Annotated in this window: 16 protein-coding genes; 9 read left to right on the top strand and 7 right to left on the bottom strand. The window is 63.8% G+C overall.

The window, feature by feature from the left end; genetic code table 11:
• The first annotated feature begins 39 nt into the window (after positions 1-39).
• The 3 genes from ACFVSI_RS20470 (at position 40) to ACFVSI_RS20460 (ending at position 3,455) form a co-directional block, all read left to right on the top strand.
• A complete protein-coding gene (locus ACFVSI_RS20470) occupies positions 40-1,140 on the top strand; it encodes a substrate-binding domain-containing protein (protein WP_387827838.1) in 1,101 nt (366 codons plus the stop codon).
• A 180-nt stretch (positions 1,141-1,320) separates the two neighbouring features.
• The gene (locus tag ACFVSI_RS20465; RefSeq protein ID WP_387827835.1) at positions 1,321-2,760 is read left to right on the top strand and encodes an ABC transporter permease; all 1,440 of its coding nucleotides are present in this window, start codon (positions 1,321-1,323) and stop codon (positions 2,758-2,760) included.
• Positions 2,761-2,762: 2 nt separating this feature from the next.
• Positions 2,763-3,455 (top strand): ABC transporter ATP-binding protein, encoded by a 693-nt coding sequence (locus tag ACFVSI_RS20460; RefSeq protein ID WP_387827832.1) that lies wholly within the window; start codon positions 2,763-2,765, stop codon positions 3,453-3,455.
• Here ACFVSI_RS20460 and ACFVSI_RS20455 read toward each other — a convergent pair.
• The 4 genes from ACFVSI_RS20455 to ACFVSI_RS20440 form a co-directional block, all read right to left on the bottom strand.
• Positions 3,433-4,614 carry an ABC transporter permease gene (locus ACFVSI_RS20455; RefSeq protein ID WP_387827829.1) on the bottom strand — a complete coding sequence of 394 codons (1,182 nt, stop codon included), beginning with the start codon at positions 4,612-4,614 and terminating at the stop codon, positions 3,433-3,435. The genes ACFVSI_RS20460 and ACFVSI_RS20455 overlap by 23 nt on opposite strands.
• Positions 4,611-5,372 carry an ABC transporter ATP-binding protein gene (locus ACFVSI_RS20450; RefSeq protein ID WP_387827826.1) on the bottom strand — a complete coding sequence of 254 codons (762 nt, stop codon included), beginning with the start codon at positions 5,370-5,372 and terminating at the stop codon, positions 4,611-4,613. The genes ACFVSI_RS20455 and ACFVSI_RS20450 overlap by 4 nt, the downstream gene beginning before the upstream one ends.
• 2 nt (positions 5,373-5,374) lie before the next feature.
• Positions 5,375-6,475, bottom strand: coding sequence for a biotin/lipoyl-binding protein (locus ACFVSI_RS20445; protein WP_387827823.1), 1,101 nt, complete (start codon positions 6,473-6,475; stop codon positions 5,375-5,377).
• A gap of 123 nt (positions 6,476-6,598) precedes the next feature.
• Positions 6,599-6,838: a hypothetical protein gene (locus ACFVSI_RS20440; protein WP_387827820.1), complete on the bottom strand. Its 240-nt coding sequence runs from the start codon at positions 6,836-6,838 to the stop codon at positions 6,599-6,601.
• 218 nt (positions 6,839-7,056) lie between these two features.
• On the opposite strand from ACFVSI_RS20440, the gene ACFVSI_RS20435 reads away from it, so the two are divergent.
• On the top strand, positions 7,057-8,127 hold the full coding sequence (locus ACFVSI_RS20435; RefSeq protein ID WP_387827817.1) for a Gfo/Idh/MocA family protein: 1,071 nt from the start codon (positions 7,057-7,059) through the stop codon (positions 8,125-8,127).
• 21 nt (positions 8,128-8,148) lie between these two features.
• Here the strand turns inward: ACFVSI_RS20435 and ACFVSI_RS20430 are convergent, their stop codons facing one another.
• The 3 genes from ACFVSI_RS20430 to ACFVSI_RS20420 all read right to left on the bottom strand — a co-directional run bounded on the left by ACFVSI_RS20430 (position 8,149) and on the right by ACFVSI_RS20420 (position 10,136).
• A complete protein-coding gene (locus ACFVSI_RS20430) occupies positions 8,149-8,583 on the bottom strand; it encodes a DoxX family protein (RefSeq protein ID WP_387827814.1) in 435 nt (144 codons plus the stop codon).
• A gap of 108 nt (positions 8,584-8,691) precedes the next feature.
• A complete protein-coding gene (locus ACFVSI_RS20425) occupies positions 8,692-9,372 on the bottom strand; it encodes a phosphonatase-like hydrolase (RefSeq protein WP_387827811.1) in 681 nt (226 codons plus the stop codon).
• Entirely contained in the window at positions 9,369-10,136 is a 768-nt protein-coding gene (locus ACFVSI_RS20420) for a GntR family transcriptional regulator (protein WP_387827808.1), read from the bottom strand. Before ACFVSI_RS20420 ends, ACFVSI_RS20425 begins: the two co-directional genes overlap by 4 nt.
• Before the next feature lie 128 nt (positions 10,137-10,264).
• Here ACFVSI_RS20420 and ACFVSI_RS20415 point away from each other — a divergent pair, with 128 nt between their 5' ends.
• From ACFVSI_RS20415 to ACFVSI_RS20395, 5 genes are all read left to right on the top strand, one after another.
• Entirely contained in the window at positions 10,265-11,503 is a 1,239-nt protein-coding gene (locus ACFVSI_RS20415) for a TIGR03364 family FAD-dependent oxidoreductase (protein WP_387827805.1), read from the top strand.
• Between the two features lie 27 nt (positions 11,504-11,530).
• Positions 11,531-12,448, top strand: coding sequence for a phosphate/phosphite/phosphonate ABC transporter substrate-binding protein (locus ACFVSI_RS20410; protein ID WP_387827803.1), 918 nt, complete (start codon positions 11,531-11,533; stop codon positions 12,446-12,448).
• Positions 12,448-13,203 carry a phosphonate ABC transporter ATP-binding protein gene (locus ACFVSI_RS20405; RefSeq protein WP_387827800.1) on the top strand — a complete coding sequence of 252 codons (756 nt, stop codon included), beginning with the start codon at positions 12,448-12,450 and terminating at the stop codon, positions 13,201-13,203. Before ACFVSI_RS20410 ends, ACFVSI_RS20405 begins: the two co-directional genes overlap by 1 nt.
• Positions 13,200-14,054: a phosphonate ABC transporter, permease protein PhnE gene (gene phnE / locus ACFVSI_RS20400; protein WP_387827797.1), complete on the top strand. Its 855-nt coding sequence runs from the start codon at positions 13,200-13,202 to the stop codon at positions 14,052-14,054. The genes ACFVSI_RS20405 and phnE overlap by 4 nt, the downstream gene beginning before the upstream one ends.
• Positions 14,055-14,193: 139 nt before the next feature.
• Positions 14,194-15,303, top strand: coding sequence for an FAD-dependent oxidoreductase (locus ACFVSI_RS20395; protein ID WP_387827794.1), 1,110 nt, complete (start codon positions 14,194-14,196; stop codon positions 15,301-15,303).
• Positions 15,304-15,431 lie beyond the last annotated feature (128 nt).

Raw genomic sequence — 15,431 nt, 5'->3', positions numbered from 1 at the left:
ACTCGCTCCACCCCACCCACACAGAAAGTGAACCAAGATATGCGAATGTTTGGTAAAGCAGGAAAGGCAGCAGCAGTCGCTGCCATCGCGGCACTGGCGCTGACGGCCTGCGGCCGCACGGACAGCGGCTCAAGCAGCAGCAGCACAGGAGGCGGGGAAGCGTTCCCCAAGGACTCGCTGATCGGCGTCGCCCTTCCGCAGAAGACCAGTGAAAACTGGGTCCTCGCGGAGAAGCTGTTCAACGATGGCCTCACCGGCGCCGGCTTCAAGGCCGACGTCCAGTTCGCCAACGGCGGCGTGTCCGAGCAGCAGAACCAGATCAGCGCGATGGTCACCAAGGGTGCCAAGGTCATCATTGTGGGAGCCATCGACGGCGCCCAGCTGGGTACGCAGCTCCAGCAGGCCAAGGACTCCGGCGCCACAGTGATCGCCTACGACCGTCTTCTCCTGAACACGGACAACGTGGACTACTACGTGGCATACGACAACTTCAAGGTTGGTGTCCTCCAGGGCCAGGCCCTGCTGGACGGCATGAAGGCCAAGAAGGCCAGCGGCCCGTACAACATCGAGCTCTTCGCCGGCTCCCCCGATGATGCCAACGCCAAGGTCTTCTTCAACGGCGCCATGAGCGTCCTGAAGCCGAAGATCGACGACGGCACCCTCAAGGTTGTTTCCGGCCAGACCTCGTTCGAGCAGGCTGTTACCCAGGGCTGGAAGCCTGAAAACGCCCAGAAGCGCATGGATTCACTGCTTTCGGGCAGCTACGGCACCGCGGCCCTGGACGGCGTCCTGTCCCCGAACGACACCTTGGCCCGTGCAGTACTGACCTCCGTCCGGAGTGCAGGCAAGCCGCTCCCGGTCGTCACCGGCCAGGACTCCGAGGTTGAGTCCGTCAAGTCGATCATGGCTGGCGAGCAGTACTCCACCATCAACAAGGACACCCGCAAGCTCGTTGAGCACGCCATCACCATGGTGAAGGACCTGCAGGCAGGCAAGCAGCTGGAGATCAACGACAAGGACTCCTACAACAACGGCGTGAAGACCGTTCCGGCCTTCCTTCTCCCGCCGCAGATCGTGACCAAGGAGAACGTCAAGACGGCTTACGTCGACGATCCGGTACTTGGGCCGATCACCAAGTAACACCTCTTTACGGGAAGCCCCGGTCCGCCAGCAGGCGGGCCGGGGCTTTTTGCTGTGTCCGTGTGGTCTTTCACAGCCCACGCATAGCTTTGGCTGGTGTGCCGCACAGCAGCGCTGAGCAATGTTGGACCTGCAGCCCGCGACCAGTGGGCCCACAAACCTGCAGGTCAAAGGAGAAACGTGAGCGTCCTTGCCCGAAGCGTAGGCAACGCCTTCCGCAACAAAATCAGAACAGCGGCGGTGGTCGCCGTCCTCGCTGTGGCGATCGGCCTGGCCTTGGCCATGCTCGTGGCCAACCAGGCCGTCGGCGCCAAGGTGCAGGAGCTCAACGCTTCGGTGGGCACCACCTTGACGGTGAACCCCGCTGGCGGGCAGGGTTTCGAAGGCGGCGGTGAACCGCTCACGACGACGCAAGCCCAGACAGCTGCGTCGGTCACCAACGTGACGTCGGTGGTAGGCACGAAGGCCCTGCGCCTGCAAACCGCCACATCCGGTTCCGCCGGCACCGCCCAGCAGTCCGGGCAAGCCGGTGGCTTCGGTCCCGGCGGACAGCAGGCATCGGTCAGCACCAGCCTCACTGCTGCCATCGACGCCGGCACCTTGGGCAACCGGAACAACGCCAGCGGATCGACCGGTGCAACGGGAACACAGCCGGCACGCGCCCTTCCGATCACGGCCACCGGCATCGGCGCGGAGGTGGACAGCACCGGCAAGGCATTGAACATCACCGGCGGCAGCGGCCTGGGCGACTACACCACGGCGTCGGACAAGGCACTGGTGGGCACGTCATTGGCCGAAAAGAACGGTCTGGCCGTTGGGTCCACCTTCACCATCCAGGACAAGACCTTCACCGTGGCAGGAATTTTCGACGCCGGAACCACTTTCGGCAACAACGCCGTCTACGTGACACTTCCTGAAGCCCAGACCCTGGCAGCCACACCCGATGAGCTCTCCACCATGATTGTCACGGTCAACAGCATGGAGAACGTGGACAGCACCAAGACCGCGGTCCAGAACGCCCTCGGAACGGACAAAGCAGATGTCACCCAAGGCCAGCGGAACCTGGAAACCGCAGTCAGCTCCCTGGACAGCGTCAAGAACATCTCTCTGGTCGCCTTCATCGCAGCTCTCGCGACGGCCGGAATCATCATCCTGCTCATCATGGTCATGCTGGTCCGCGAGCGTCGTCGTGAAATCGGCGTGCTGAAAGCCATCGGCGCCCCGAACCGCACCATCGGCCTGCAGTTTGTCCTGGAGTCCCTGGTTCTTGTTGCCATGGGCAGCGTGGTGGGCGCCGTCATCGCGTCCTTCGCCAGCGGTGGCATCGCTTCGGCGTTGATCAGTTCGAATACCAGCACGACGGCGGCACCCACCCAACGTGCGGGCGGCCTCGCCGGTGCCGTGCCAAATGGCGCGGTCCCAGGGGGCGGGGGCTTTGGTGGCCGGGGCGGCGCGTTCGGCGGCGCTTCCCAACTGCTCACCTCGGTTACCGCCAGTGTCTCCCCCGGTGTCCTTGCGGCGGGCATCGCAGCCGTGTTCGCCGTCGCAATCATTGGTGCCCTTGTTCCGGCACTGCTGACCGCCCGTATCCGCCCCATCGAAGTACTCCGAGGAGAATAGCCGTGATTGAAGTCAAGGACCTGGTCCGTCAGTTCAAGTCCGGTGACCGGACCATCAAGCCCGTCAACGGCGTGAGCTTCGAGTTGGAAAAGGGCTCGCTGTCGTCGATCGTGGGCAAGAGCGGCAGCGGCAAGAGCACACTGTTGTCCCTCCTGGGCGCGCTGGACAAACCCACCTCAGGGGACGTCGTCGTCGATGGCGTCAGCCTGGCAGGGCTGCCGGACAGCAAACTGACGGAGTACCGGCGTCGGGACATCGGGTTCGTGTTCCAGCAGTTCAACCTGATCCCCAACCTCAGTGCCCTGGACAACGTCATGCTTCCCATGGAGTTCGCCGGGATCCGCAAGGCGTCCAGGCTGAAGCGCGCCAAGGAGTTGCTGGAACAGGTGCAGCTGGATCCGGAGAAACACTCGCGCCGGACCAACCGGCTCTCCGGCGGAGAGCAGCAGCGTGTGGCGATCGCGCGGGCGCTGGCGAACGAACCCAAACTGATCCTGGCGGACGAGCCCACCGGCAACCTTGATGAGCAGACCGGTGAGCACATCATCGAACTTCTAAGCTCGCTGAGCCGTGACCATAACACCACCATCCTGGTGGTCACGCACGATCGCAGCCTCGCGCAGAAAACGGAACGCTGCTTCCGCCTTCAACAGGGCAGGCTGACCGAGGAGGTCAGAAGCGGATCGCGTCGATGACCTTGACGCGCACCGCCACGAGCGCGGGAATGGCTCCGGCGAGTGCGCCCACAAGGACCGCCGCTCCAAAGCCCAATAGCGCGGCATCGATGGGGAACGGCGGGTACTCCGTCAGGCCTGGGGCCACCTTCGATTGAATCCATGGGTTCTTCACCACGGCGATCGCCGCCATGACGCCCACGAGCCCTGCTACCGCGGTGGCCACCACGGACTCCATCATGACCCCCACGAAGATTCGGCCCGAAGTGGCGCCAAAGCTGCGGCGGATGCCGATCTCGCGGACCCGGTAACGCACTGTGACCATGGAAATGTTGAGCATTCCCACGGCTCCAAGAAGAAGCACCAGTCCGGCTACGCCGCCGACGATCCACTGTGCAGGCCCCAGCGGATCACCATAGGCCGCGTAGTCAACGCGTTGGGCCTGGGCGTAATATCCCGGGAATTGGCCCTGCAGGTCTGCAGTGATCGCGGACTGCAGGGCGCCTGCCTGTTCCTCCCCCACCCAGAGTTTGAACTCGGACATGTCCGGTTTCATCCCGGTCATGACTGCGCCCTTTGTGAGGATGAAGGCCGCGGGTGGGGTGTCAGGCCAGGTGTCAGGTACGACGCCGATGATCACCGCCGTCGCCGGAAGGTCACCGGGGATGCGAACTGTGGGATTGGTAGCGAGGTTTGGCCTGCCGGCCCGGTTGTAAAAGGCTTCCGAGACCACGATGGCGGGGGCCAGCCTTTGGTCGTCGTCGGCTTCGAACCATTTACCTTGCGTGAGCGGCACACGGTGGATGATGCCGTAGCCCGAGTCAACGATGGTCATGTTCACGGCTGTCACGCCGCGGGGAAATTGGAAGCCTGTCTGGGTGCGGCCCACGTGGGTGGAGGTGGTGATTCCGTAGCGCTGCTGAATACCTTCGTAGACCTTGTCCAGTTCCTGAGCATCAGGAGAGGACGGACCGTTGACGCTCAATGTCAAGGTTGCCACGCGGCCGCCGTCGCGCTCGGATTGCACCTTCATGCCTTCGCGGGCGAGGTTGCCGAGGCCCACCACGGACGTCAGCGCCGCCACGGACAGGGCCACCCCCAGCAGCGCCAAGAGGATGCGGACTTTGTTGATGCGAAGTTCCTGCCACGCTTCCACCAGCGTTGATATGAAGCCTGTCATGCGTGGGCTCCTGACTCTGCGAGTGGTTCTGCGAGCGGTTCTGCGAGCGCCAGCGGAGCCAGCGGAGCCAGTACCCCGGAGTCGAGCCGGTAGCAAGCACGGGCAAGTGCGGCGACGTTGGTGTCGTGGGTAATTGTTACCAAGGCGGCAGCCGTTTCCGTGGCAACTGTGTCCAGCAATGCCATGACAGCCTGGCCGGTCTCCACGTCCAGTGCACCGGTTGGCTCATCGGCCAGGATGAGCCTCGGCCGGCGAACCAGCGCACGTGCGATGGCAACGCGCTGCTGTTCACCGCCTGAGAGCATGTTGGGCATCGTGTGCGCCCGGGCGGACAACCCGACCCGGTCCAGCATGTCCATAGCGAGTTCGCGGCGGCGGCGGAACTCCCTGCCCTGGGCATAGAAGAGCGGAGTAATGACGTTGTCCACGGCGCTGCGACCCGGCAGCAGGTTGAACTGTTGGAAGACAAAACCCACCGTGGAGCCCCGCAGCCGGGCCCGGGCGTTGCTGCTGAGCCGTTGCGATGGTTGGCCCATGAAGTCGAGCTCGCCGGAAGTCGGGACATCCAACAGGCCGAGGAGGTTGAGCAGCGTTGATTTGCCGCAGCCGGAGCGACCCACGATCGCCGTATGGTCCCCGCTGAGCACCTCGAGGTCGATGCCGCGAAGAATGTGCAGCTGTTGATCATCCGGCAGCGTGACCGACCGCGTGACCGATCGAAGGCTGACCAGGGTTTCTTTGGTAGCAGTAGCGTCCATGCTTAGCCCGCCGGAATGTAGGTGCCTTGTCCGGGCCCCATCATGGGCTCCGGGGCAGCGGGGGCGCCGGGAACGAACTCGAGGACTTGTTCGCCCTCGGTAAGCCCCGACGTCACTTCAACCACGTTGCCATCGTTCAAACCGAGCTGCACGGTGCGCTGCTCCGGAGCACCGGCGCCTGCCTTACTGGCAACCCACACAATGCCGTCCTTGACGCTGCCCTTGACGGAGGTGAGGGGAACCGTCACCACATCAGGCGCGACGCCGGCGCTCACGGTCAGGGTGGCACCCAGGCCGGCGAAGACCTGCTGATTGGCCGGGACCGCACAGCTGATGGTCCCCGTCGGGTTGCCGCCCCCGTCCGGTTGGGTCCCGGAACCTCCACCGGGTCCGGCAATGGCTCCGCCGACTGCCATACCGGCTCCCCCGCCAGCGGAGGCCAAACCGCCCGAGGAGGCCCCGCCGTCGTCGGATGCGTTGTTCTTGAGGGTCACTTGGGCGCACTGGAACGGAGCCGGTCCACCCACCAGCGCGATCTCGGCGGGACCGGGCTTGCCCAGGAGGCGATACTGTTGGGCGGCGGAAACCGGGCCGGCCACTGTGTACGTACCGGGATCGATTCTTCCAACGGACTCCCCCACGCTGACCTGCTGGTCCACGAGCGTGGTGAGCTGCTGCAGTGTGCCGGCACGTGGGGCGAGGATGTTGAAGTAGTCGTACACGGGTTTGGCGGCAGTTGCGGGACCGTCCTGGGAAGGCGGTTGGGCGGCGGCGACGGCGCGCTCCGCCTTGACCTGGAATAGCGCGTCTCCCTTGGCGACGGTGGCGCCTTGGTCAACGAAAACCTGCACCACTTTCCCCGCCGATGTGCTGCGGACGGCTTCGGCCGGGTCACTTTGGACGGTCCCCTTGATCTGGACGGTGTTGGTGACGGTGGCCCTGGTCGCCGGGACCGTGGGAATATCCACCTGGGCCAGCGGTGCGGGCTCCGAAGCCGCCGATTTCAAACCATCCACAAAGGCAATCTTGACCAAAGCCACGGCGATTATCGCGAAAACCAACAACCAGGCAACCGGCAAAATCACACGCCGAAAAATACCCATCCCTGCTCCATTTCGGTAACTCCCCACAGAACCTCTGCGAGGGATGATTGCCCTCAGCCTAAACGAGGTTGTTACCGGTGGCGGGCATTCCCGGGACGGACAGAGTACTTACTGTGTCGGGCTTCAGAGGGAGCCTGGTGACACCAAAGCGAGAACGGCGCAGAGGACAATCACAACTCCGGGCACGAGGCACAGCACGATCAGAGGCATGAGGTCAGAGGATTTTCGGGTCTTGCGTTGGAGCAGTGCAATGATGATTGTCGGCAGCAGAAAAGGCAGGAAAACGAGCGCAAACAGGATGGCAGCGTTCAGCAGATCACCTTCGTAGCATCCCGAACCCAGCGTTTCGTTAGTACATTCCATCCGGCTCGGGTAAAAGCCGAGGGAAAATCCCATTAGCGCTGCCAGCGGTAGCGAAAGCACCGTCCCCACCACTGCGAGCACTATTGACGCAATTCGCGGGCCTGCCGACGGCTTTCCAATATTCGTTTCCACAATTCCCCCAAAAAATGACCACGTTTTCCCGCTGGACGCTATCAGAGCTTTCTCCGGGCGCTTTCGGTAATGAGAGGATGAGACTCATGACTCTCCCCATCGCCGTGCCGTGGCTTTCCTCCCAGACCAACCAGGATCCCCGGGCAGCCACAGGCCGGCGATTGCGCTGGGGCGTGGTTTCGACTGGCAACATCGCCAACAGTGTTTCCAAGGACCTGTCGCTGCTCGAGGATGCCGAGCTCTACGCCGTCAGCTCCCGCACCCAGGCGGCCGCCGACGCCTTCGCCCACGCGTTGGGCTTCACGAAGGCGTACGGGGACGACGCCGGTGTTCCCGGCTACCAGCGTCTGTTCGACGATCCTGCCGTGGACGTGGTCTATGTGGCGACGCCCCATGCCCAGCACTTCCAGATTGCTTCAGCCGCATTGCGCGCCGGGAAGCACGTCCTCTGTGAGAAGGCCCTGACCATCAACGCCCGTGAAGCCATGGAGCTGACGGCGATTGCGCGCGAGCAGAACGTGTTTTTCATGGAGGCCGTGTGGAGCCGGTTCCTTCCCAGCATGCAGCGCGCGTTCGAGATTGCTGCCTCCGGCGAGCTTGGTGAGCTCCAGTGGGTCAGCGCGGACCTCGGCTTCCCGGCACCGTATGATCCGTCGGCCCGTATCTGGGCCCTGAACGACGGCGGCGGAGCACTCTTGGACATCACCGTGTATCCCCTGCTCTGGGCTTTGGGGACGCTGGGTTTTCCGCAGTCGGTCACCGCAATCGGTTCGTTGAACGAGGACGGAGTGGATACCCAAAACGCCCTGACCCTGGGCTACGACACAGGAGCACAGGCGCAGCTGACGTCGTCCCTGATGGCGCATGGGCCAAGGACCGCCACGGTAGCGGGCGGCCTCGGCTTCCTCCAGACAGTGGGATCCGTGAACAATCCCCGCGAGCTGCTCGTCCGCGTCGGGTGGGACGAGCCGCGGACCGAGCGTTTCGACGTCGTGGGCGTCGGCTACACCTACGAGCTGCGCGAGGTGACCCGCTGTGTCCAGCAAGGGCTTCTTGAGAGTCCCGTGATGCCGTTGGAGGACTCCATCCACGTGATGCGCCTCTTCGACGGCGTTCGTTCGCAACTGGGCGTCCGCTACCCCAACGATGCCCGCTGATTTAACGCGCCCAGGTTAAGTTCACCGACGGGCAGGCTGCCTGGCGAGCTTGCGGTCCAGCGAGAAGGCACCGGATCCCAGGAAGACGAAAGCAACAGACACCGCGAAGTAGATGATGAGCAGCTCCGCAGTCACGCCCGCTTTGTCCGTGAGCAGGGGTTTTCCGGCTTCGGTCACGAACCAGATCCCCGCGAACATGATCGCGGCAAGGAATCCGGCGACACGGGTCAGTGCCCCGAGGACCAGGAGCAATCCCAGGCCAACCTCCCCGGCGATGACCAGCCAGGCCACGATCTCCGGCTTCTGCACACCCATGGCAGCAACGGACGCTGCGAACGCGGCGTGGCCGGCCATGAGCTTCTGGATTCCGTGGACCAAGACGAGCGCACCAAACACCACCCGCAGGATCGTGATGCCGCGGGCAGAGGACGTGGGTGACGGGTGAAGGAATTTCACGGGTTCCAATCTTCCATGCCCGCGGTCGCCGCGCCAACCCAACCGCAGCTACCCAACTGAGGGACAGCAAACGTCGCAATGAGCCTCCAGTGGAGCACGTACTGTCCCCTAGTTGGGTGAATGGAGCAGCGCGGGGATGTCCTTCACCCCGGCGAGGATGCGGTGGTGCGGATGCGCTGCGAGCGCTTCGCGGCCGAGCTTCCCCGTCAGAACGCCGACGGCGGAAACCCCGGCGTTGTTGGCAGCGGCGAGGTCATTCACGGTGTCTCCCGCAGCGATGACCGCACGGACATCCTGCACCCCGGTCAGTTCCATGGCCCGATGAATCATGAAAGGCGCCGGTCGGCCGGCGGCTACTTCGTCGGAACACACGACGGCGTCCAGCAGCTCTCCGGGGCCAACTCCCCATCCCAGCCGCTTCAGGAGGGGGTCCGCGACGTCGCGTGAGAAGCCGGTGGTCAACGCGACTTTCACGCCCCGAAGCCGAAGTTCGCGAAAGGCCTCCTCCACACCCTCCAGGGCGACGGGAGGATTGTCGTCGTAGAACCCGGCGAGCAGTTCCTTGAAGCGTGTGAACGCAGCGCCGACAGTAGCGGGGTCGGCCGTTCCGCCCCCTGCTGTGATGAGGGCAGTGATGGCTTCGACTTTGTCCGCTCCCATCCACTCCTGCACAGCCTCGGGTGTTGTGGACACCCCGGTTTCTTCCACACAGCGGGCAAGCGCAACATAGACGTCGCCGTGTTCGTCGATGGTGGTTCCGGCCATATCGCAGGCAACTAGCTTGATCATGGAGTGGCTCCTTCGGTGGGAATGCGAACCAGGGCGGCCCGGCGCTCCGCGGTGTTGTCGATGGTGAAGTTGGTGAGGGAGGGCAAGTAGCGGTCCTCTGAATATTCCAAGGGTTGCCCGTCAGCGGAGCGGGTGACCCGGCGTTCGCGCAGCAGCGGGATTCCTTCGGGTTGTCCCAAAAGCTCGGCGTCTTCCTCGCTGGCCGCAACGGCGTCGATGGTGTGCCGTGCGCTGTGCAGGTCTACGCCCTGTCCCTTGAGGAACGCGAAGATGGAACCGGAATCGGTATCGAAATCGAACAGCTTCCGGCCCACTTCCAGGATGAAGGTGGTGCGTTCAATCATGGCGGGCAATTCGTCCAAAGAACGCACTCTCAGGAGCTCCACCACCATGGTCCCGGGAGTCAGTCCGAGGGCTTCGGCCGCTTCGGGACTTGCCTCCCTGCGCGCTACCTCCAGCGTCCGCTGCCCCGGCTTTCGCCCGATACCGACGGCCCACTCCGTGAACGAATTGAACGTTGAGAACGACTGCGACGGCACGGACGAACGCACCATCGGGGGTCGTCCCCGCCCACCCGTCACCGCACCCTCCGAGCGCAGGAAGGCGAGCGCCTGGCGGATCGGCCCCCGCGATGTTCCGAACTCCCGGCACAGCTCCGCTTCGCTGGGCATCTGGAAGCCGGGAGGCCACTCACCGTCCGTGATGCGACGCATGAATTCCTCGCTGAGTTGGACGTGGAGGGGCGTGTTTTGCTGGTTGCTCACGAGTTGATCATACAAGTTGGAATCGACGAATCCCGCTGTAAATCGGCTTTGCTTAGTGAACAGCACGCGAAATCAGGTGAACGGAGGTTAAATTTGAATTAACTTGTCTATACAAGTCGCATTTTGGCTTGATTCCACTTCCCGGTACCGCCAAGGTCAATGGTGTGAACAACCCAAGCACCCCCACCACGGCCATCGCCGACAACGCCAGGCGAGCCACCGACGTCGTCATTATTGGCGCCGGCATCGTCGGCCTTGCCCATGCAGCCCACGCGGTCGCCAACGGCCTGAGTGTCACCATCGTCGAGCGCGACCATCACGCCATTGGCGCCTCAGTGCGCAACTTCGGCCACTGCTGCATCACCGCACAGTCCGGTGAACTGTACGAACTCGCACAAACCTCAAGGAAGTATTGGCTGGAGTTCGCCGAGCGGGCGGGCTTCTGGGCCGCTGAGGCTGGCGCCGTGGTCCTGGCCCGGACGGACGCCGAGCTCGCCGTCCTGCGCGAACTGTCCGCTGTCCGGGAACCGGGCCAGGTCCAGCTGCTCACGGCAGCGGACACACGCGCCCGGCTCGGTTCCGGCACAGAAGCAATGCACGACGGCGGCACTCACCAGGGCGCCTGGCCCGGCCTGGTCGGCGGTGCTTTCCTCCGGGACGACCTGCGCGTAGATCCCCGCACCACCGTCGCAAGGTTGGCCGAGTGGCTTGGCCGCCAGCCCGGCGTCGAACTTCGCTGGAACACAGCGGCGCTCGGTTTCAGCCGCGAAGGCGAGGTGACCACCGTCCAGACTTCCCGTGGGGAGCTGTACGCCAAGCACGTGTTCGTCTGCGTCGGGCACGACGTGGACTATCTGTTTCCTGATCTCGCCGCTGAGCACAGAATCCAGCGCTGTGCCCTGCAGATGTCCTTCGCGGCAAAACCTTCCGGCGTCGAGTTTGCTCCTGCTGTGCTGACTGCGACATCCATGCTCCGGTACCCCGCTTTTACCGATATGCCGGCTGCCGCAGCCCTGCGCGACGAGGTCCGGGCCAACCAACCCGGGCTGCTGGACATCGGCGCCAACGTCATGTTCACCCAGCGCCCCGACGGAACCATCATCCTGGGCGATTCGCACCATTACCACCCCACCGCTGATCCGTTCCTGGACGAATCCGTGACCAGGACCCTCAACTCCGACATCTCTTCCCGGATCGGTGCGCCCCTGGAAATCATCCAAAGATGGCAGGGCGTCTATGCATCCTCCGATGTCGCACCGCTCCTGGTCCGCGACGTCCAGCCCGGCGTCACAGTGGTCTCCGTGACTTCCGGCGTTGGCATGACCCTCTCCTTCGGCTTGGCACATCGCAACATTTCACGACTGTAATGACTCCCCCAACTTAAAAGGATTCCCATGAAAAGCACGCTCTTGACCGGCTCCGCGCTTGCCCTCGCTTCAGCTTTGGCATTGACGGCATGTGGTGGCCCAGCCGAGTCCGCCTCCTCCGGACCCGAGTCCGCATCCTGCCCCAACGGCGGTATCTCCTTCGGCATCGAGCCGTACGAGGACCCTGCCAAGCTCAAGCCCGCCTATGACGTACTGGCCAACGCACTGTCCAAGAAGCTCGACTGCCCCGTCAACGTACAGGTGGTGGAGGACTACGCGGCCGAAGTACTGGCCATGCGCAACGGCAAGCTGGACCTGGGCCAGTTCGGTCCCCTCGGCTACGTCTTCGCCGACTCGAAGGCCGGTGCCGAGCCACTGGTGTCTTTTGGCACGGCCGAAAAGGAGCTCAGCAGCTACACGGCGGGAGTCTGGGTCCCCAAGGACAGCCCGATCCAGTCCATCGGCGATCTCAAGGGCAAGTCCCTCGCCCTGGGCAGCGTGGGTTCCACCTCCGGCGACGTCCTGCCCCGCTTCGGCCTTCGCGAGGCCGGTATCGCAGATGCAGACCTCCGGATGGATTACACCGGCGGCCATCCAGAAGCCCTGCTGGCGCTGACCAACGGCAAGGTCGACGCCGCCGAGATCAACTCCCAGACCCTCGCCACGGCCATCGCAGCGGGCACTTTCAAACAAGAGGACTACCGCAAGGTGTGGACTTCCGACCCCATCCCAAACGATCCGATCACCGTCCGGGGCGACGCGGATCCGGCCTTCAAGAAAGCCGTCAAGGATGCCTTCCTATCGCTCTCACCGGAGGACGTTGCCAAGGTAGGAGAGTTCCTGGACGTCACCCCTCCTGGGCCGCTTCTCGAGGTCACCAAGGACAACTACACGCCACTGTTCCAGCTCGCGAAGACCATGAACCTCACGGAAAAGGATCTGTGATGACGCTCTCCGTGCAAGGCCTGGTCAAGTCCTTCAGCGGCAGGACCGTTCTTCAAGGCGTCGGCTTCTCCGTAGCTGCTGGGGAGCTTGTTGCCTTCCTCGGCGCCAACGGCTCGGGGAAATCCACCACCTTGCGCTGTGTCATGGGCATCACCGCTCCCGACGCCGGAACCATCAGCATCGGCGGTTCCGCCTTGAACACCCTCCAGGGGCGGGACCTCCAGCAGACGCGGCAGCGCACGGCGATGATTTTCCAGAAGATCCACTTGGTCCCCCGCCGCACCGCCTTGGACAACGTGTGCGCAGGAGCGTTGGCACGAATCCCCACCGCCAGGTCGCTGACACCTTTGCTCTTTCCTACCCATGTCCAGCAGGAAGCCTTGGATTGCCTGGACCGTGTGGGTCTCGCTGACCGCGCTTTCGACCGCGTCGGACGGCTCTCCGGCGGCCAGCAGCAGCGCGTGGCTGTCGCCCGGGCACTCTGCCAGCGGGCCGACGTCGTACTAGCCGACGAGCCCGTCTCCGCACTGGATCCACACGCGGCTGAACAGGTCATGGGCCTGCTGCGCGAACTCGCCCACTCCGAGGGTCTGGCCGTGACGGCTGTCCTGCACCAGCCGGATCTTGCCCTTCGTTACGCGGACCGGTCCATCGGGCTGCTTCACGGATCCATGAGCTTTGACCTTCCCTCAACAGACGTCACTGCCGAGCACCTCAACGCGTTGTACGCCCCGGACAGGAGCACTGCAGCATGACGCCCCAGGCATTGACCCCCGCTGTTGCGCAACAGCACCCCAATGGCAGGACCCGCGTGGCTCTGATCCGCCCGAAGAAGCCGCTGCGGTGGATGACGACGGCGGCAGTGGTTGCCGCCGTCGTCGGCCTTCACGCTGTGGCCATTCAGGGGACGGGCTTCAAACCTGAGCTGCTGGTGGATGGCTGGAAAGGCATGGCGGCGTTCATCGGCGACGCGTTTCCGCCGGACCTGAGCTGGGAACGGACGCTGAAGCCTGGGCTTGACGCGACGCTGGTGACCCTGTGGATTGGCCTGCTTGGTACCACGTTGTCGGTGCCGTCCGCGTTGCTGCTGGCCGCGTTGGCCGCCCGCAACACCAGCCCGCATCCGATGGTGTACCAAGCCTCGCGGTCGGTGCTGTCCTTTTTCAGGGCCGTGCCGGACATCGTGTTCGCGCTGATCTTCGTCACGGCCGTGGGGCTTGGTCCGTTCGCCGGCGTCCTCGCCCTGATCTGCCACAACACCGGTGTCATGGGGAAGCTGTGGGCTGAGTCCATGGAGGAGATCGACGCCGGGCCGCAGGAGGCGCTCCGGACTGCGGGCGCCAACCGGATCCAGCAGGTATTCAACGCCACGCTGCCGATGGTGATCCCCCAATTCGTGGGCCTGCTGCTGTACAGGTTCGACGTCAACGTGCGCTCGTCACTGGTTCTGGGCTTGGTGGGCGCCGGCGGCATCGGTCTCCTGATCAACCAGTCCATCAAGTCGTTCCGCTTCGATTCCATGCTGACTCACATTTTGATTGTGCTGGTCCTGATCATCGTGGTGGACCAGTTCTCCGCATGGGTGCGCCGCCGCCTGGCTGCCTGACCCCCGTGAACCCAACTAGGGGACAGCAAACGTCGCACTGAGCCCCCATTGGAGCAGGTGCTGTCCCCTAGTTGGGTGAGTGGGGGCAGAATAAGAGGTGGCTCTGGTCGGAGCTGCGGACTTTGTGGATGGAGCGGGCATGCAGGTTGACGTTGTTGTTGTGGGTGGCGGAGCGATGGGATCAGCGGCCGCATGGCAATTGTCCCGTGCAGGCAAATCGGTAGTCCTCCTGGAACAGTTCGAAGCAGGCCATCACATCGGCGCTTCCCACGGCGCCACCCGCAACTTCAACACCGCCTACGCCGAGGCCGACTACCTGGACCTCCTGGCCGAGTCCAAAATCCTGTGGGACGAACTCGCTGCCGAACACGGCGCACCCCTGCTGGACCTGGTGGGGCTCGCGAACCACGGGAACGTCCCCAAGCTGGAACTGGTCCAGGAAGCGCACCAGGAACGCGGCATCGAAAGTTACTTCATCTCCGCCTCCGAGGCCGCCGATCGCTGGCAGGGCATGAACTTCGCCACGGACGTCCTCTTCGTGCCGGGCTCGGGACGGGTCCGTTCGGCGGATGCGTTGGTTGCACTCCGTACATCAGCCGAGGCCCAGGGTGCAGTTTTCAAGTACTCGACGCCGGTCCGCGACATCCGCGTCGACGGCGCCGATTCCGTGGTTGTCGTGACGGAGGACACCGAATACACGGCTCACCGCGTGGTGGTCACCGCTGGGGCCTGGACCCCGAAAGTCCTCGATGGCTTGGTCAAGCTCCCAGCCATGGTGGTGACGCAGGAGCAACCGGCCCACTTCACCCCCACTGACAACACACTGGTGTGGCCCAGCTTCAACCACAATCCCGACCCCGACCCGAACAACGAACTCTACGAATACTGGTTCAGCCCCGTTTACGGAATGCTCACTCCCGGCGAGGGCGTCAAGGCCGGCTGGCACGGCGTCGGACCCGTCATGGACCCCGATGAGCGCACATTTGAGCCCATCCCCCAGCAGCTCGACGCCTTGGTGCGATACGCAGAGGAGTGGCTCCCCGGCGTCGACCCTTCCACCGCGGTGCCCATCAGCTGCACCTACACCACCACCCCCAACGAGGACTTCGTGCTGGACGGTTTCGGTCCTCTGGTGGTGGGCGCCGGTTTCTCGGGGCACGGGTTCAAGTTCACCCCGGCCATTGGACGGGTTCTGAAGGACATCGTCGACGGCGGGGTGGCACCAGAGCGGTTCCGCGCCAACCGCTAGCGAGTTTTTGTACAGATAACGCTCTTTAGGAGGGGGCGGTTTCAACTTGCTAGTGCAACACCGTCGATTAGTTTGGTCAGTCTTTCAGTTGGGGTGTCCCATTCGAGGGTTTGACGCGGTCGGATGTT

The sequence above is a fragment of the Paenarthrobacter sp. NPDC057981 genome, assembly GCF_042886835.1.
Lineage (GTDB): Bacteria > Actinomycetota > Actinomycetes > Actinomycetales > Micrococcaceae > Arthrobacter.
The sequence above is the reverse complement of the archived record's forward strand: the minus strand, read 5'-3'. Positions and strand labels throughout refer to the sequence as shown.

Excerpts from the sequence above, each read along its gene's own strand:
- ACFVSI_RS20395 (WP_387827794.1), top strand. The coding sequence starts at position 14,194 with ATGCAGGTTGACGTTGTTGTTGTGGGTGGCGGAGCGATGGGATCAGCG.
- ACFVSI_RS20405 (WP_387827800.1), top strand. The coding sequence starts at position 12,448 with ATGACGCTCTCCGTGCAAGGCCTGGTCAAGTCCTTCAGCGGCAGGACC.
- ACFVSI_RS20445 (WP_387827823.1), bottom strand. The coding sequence starts at position 6,475 with ATGGGTATTTTTCGGCGTGTGATTTTGCCGGTTGCCTGGTTGTTGGTT.
- ACFVSI_RS20440 (WP_387827820.1), bottom strand. The coding sequence starts at position 6,838 with ATGGAATGTACTAACGAAACGCTGGGTTCGGGATGCTACGAAGGTGAT.
- ACFVSI_RS20470 (WP_387827838.1), top strand. The coding sequence starts at position 40 with ATGCGAATGTTTGGTAAAGCAGGAAAGGCAGCAGCAGTCGCTGCCATC.
- ACFVSI_RS20450 (WP_387827826.1), bottom strand. The coding sequence starts at position 5,372 with ATGGACGCTACTGCTACCAAAGAAACCCTGGTCAGCCTTCGATCGGTC.
- ACFVSI_RS20435 (WP_387827817.1), top strand. The coding sequence starts at position 7,057 with ATGACTCTCCCCATCGCCGTGCCGTGGCTTTCCTCCCAGACCAACCAG.
- phnE (WP_387827797.1), top strand. The coding sequence starts at position 13,200 with ATGACGCCCCAGGCATTGACCCCCGCTGTTGCGCAACAGCACCCCAAT.
- ACFVSI_RS20425 (WP_387827811.1), bottom strand. The coding sequence starts at position 9,372 with ATGATCAAGCTAGTTGCCTGCGATATGGCCGGAACCACCATCGACGAA.
- ACFVSI_RS20455 (WP_387827829.1), bottom strand. The coding sequence starts at position 4,614 with ATGACAGGCTTCATATCAACGCTGGTGGAAGCGTGGCAGGAACTTCGC.
- ACFVSI_RS20410 (WP_387827803.1), top strand. The coding sequence starts at position 11,531 with ATGAAAAGCACGCTCTTGACCGGCTCCGCGCTTGCCCTCGCTTCAGCT.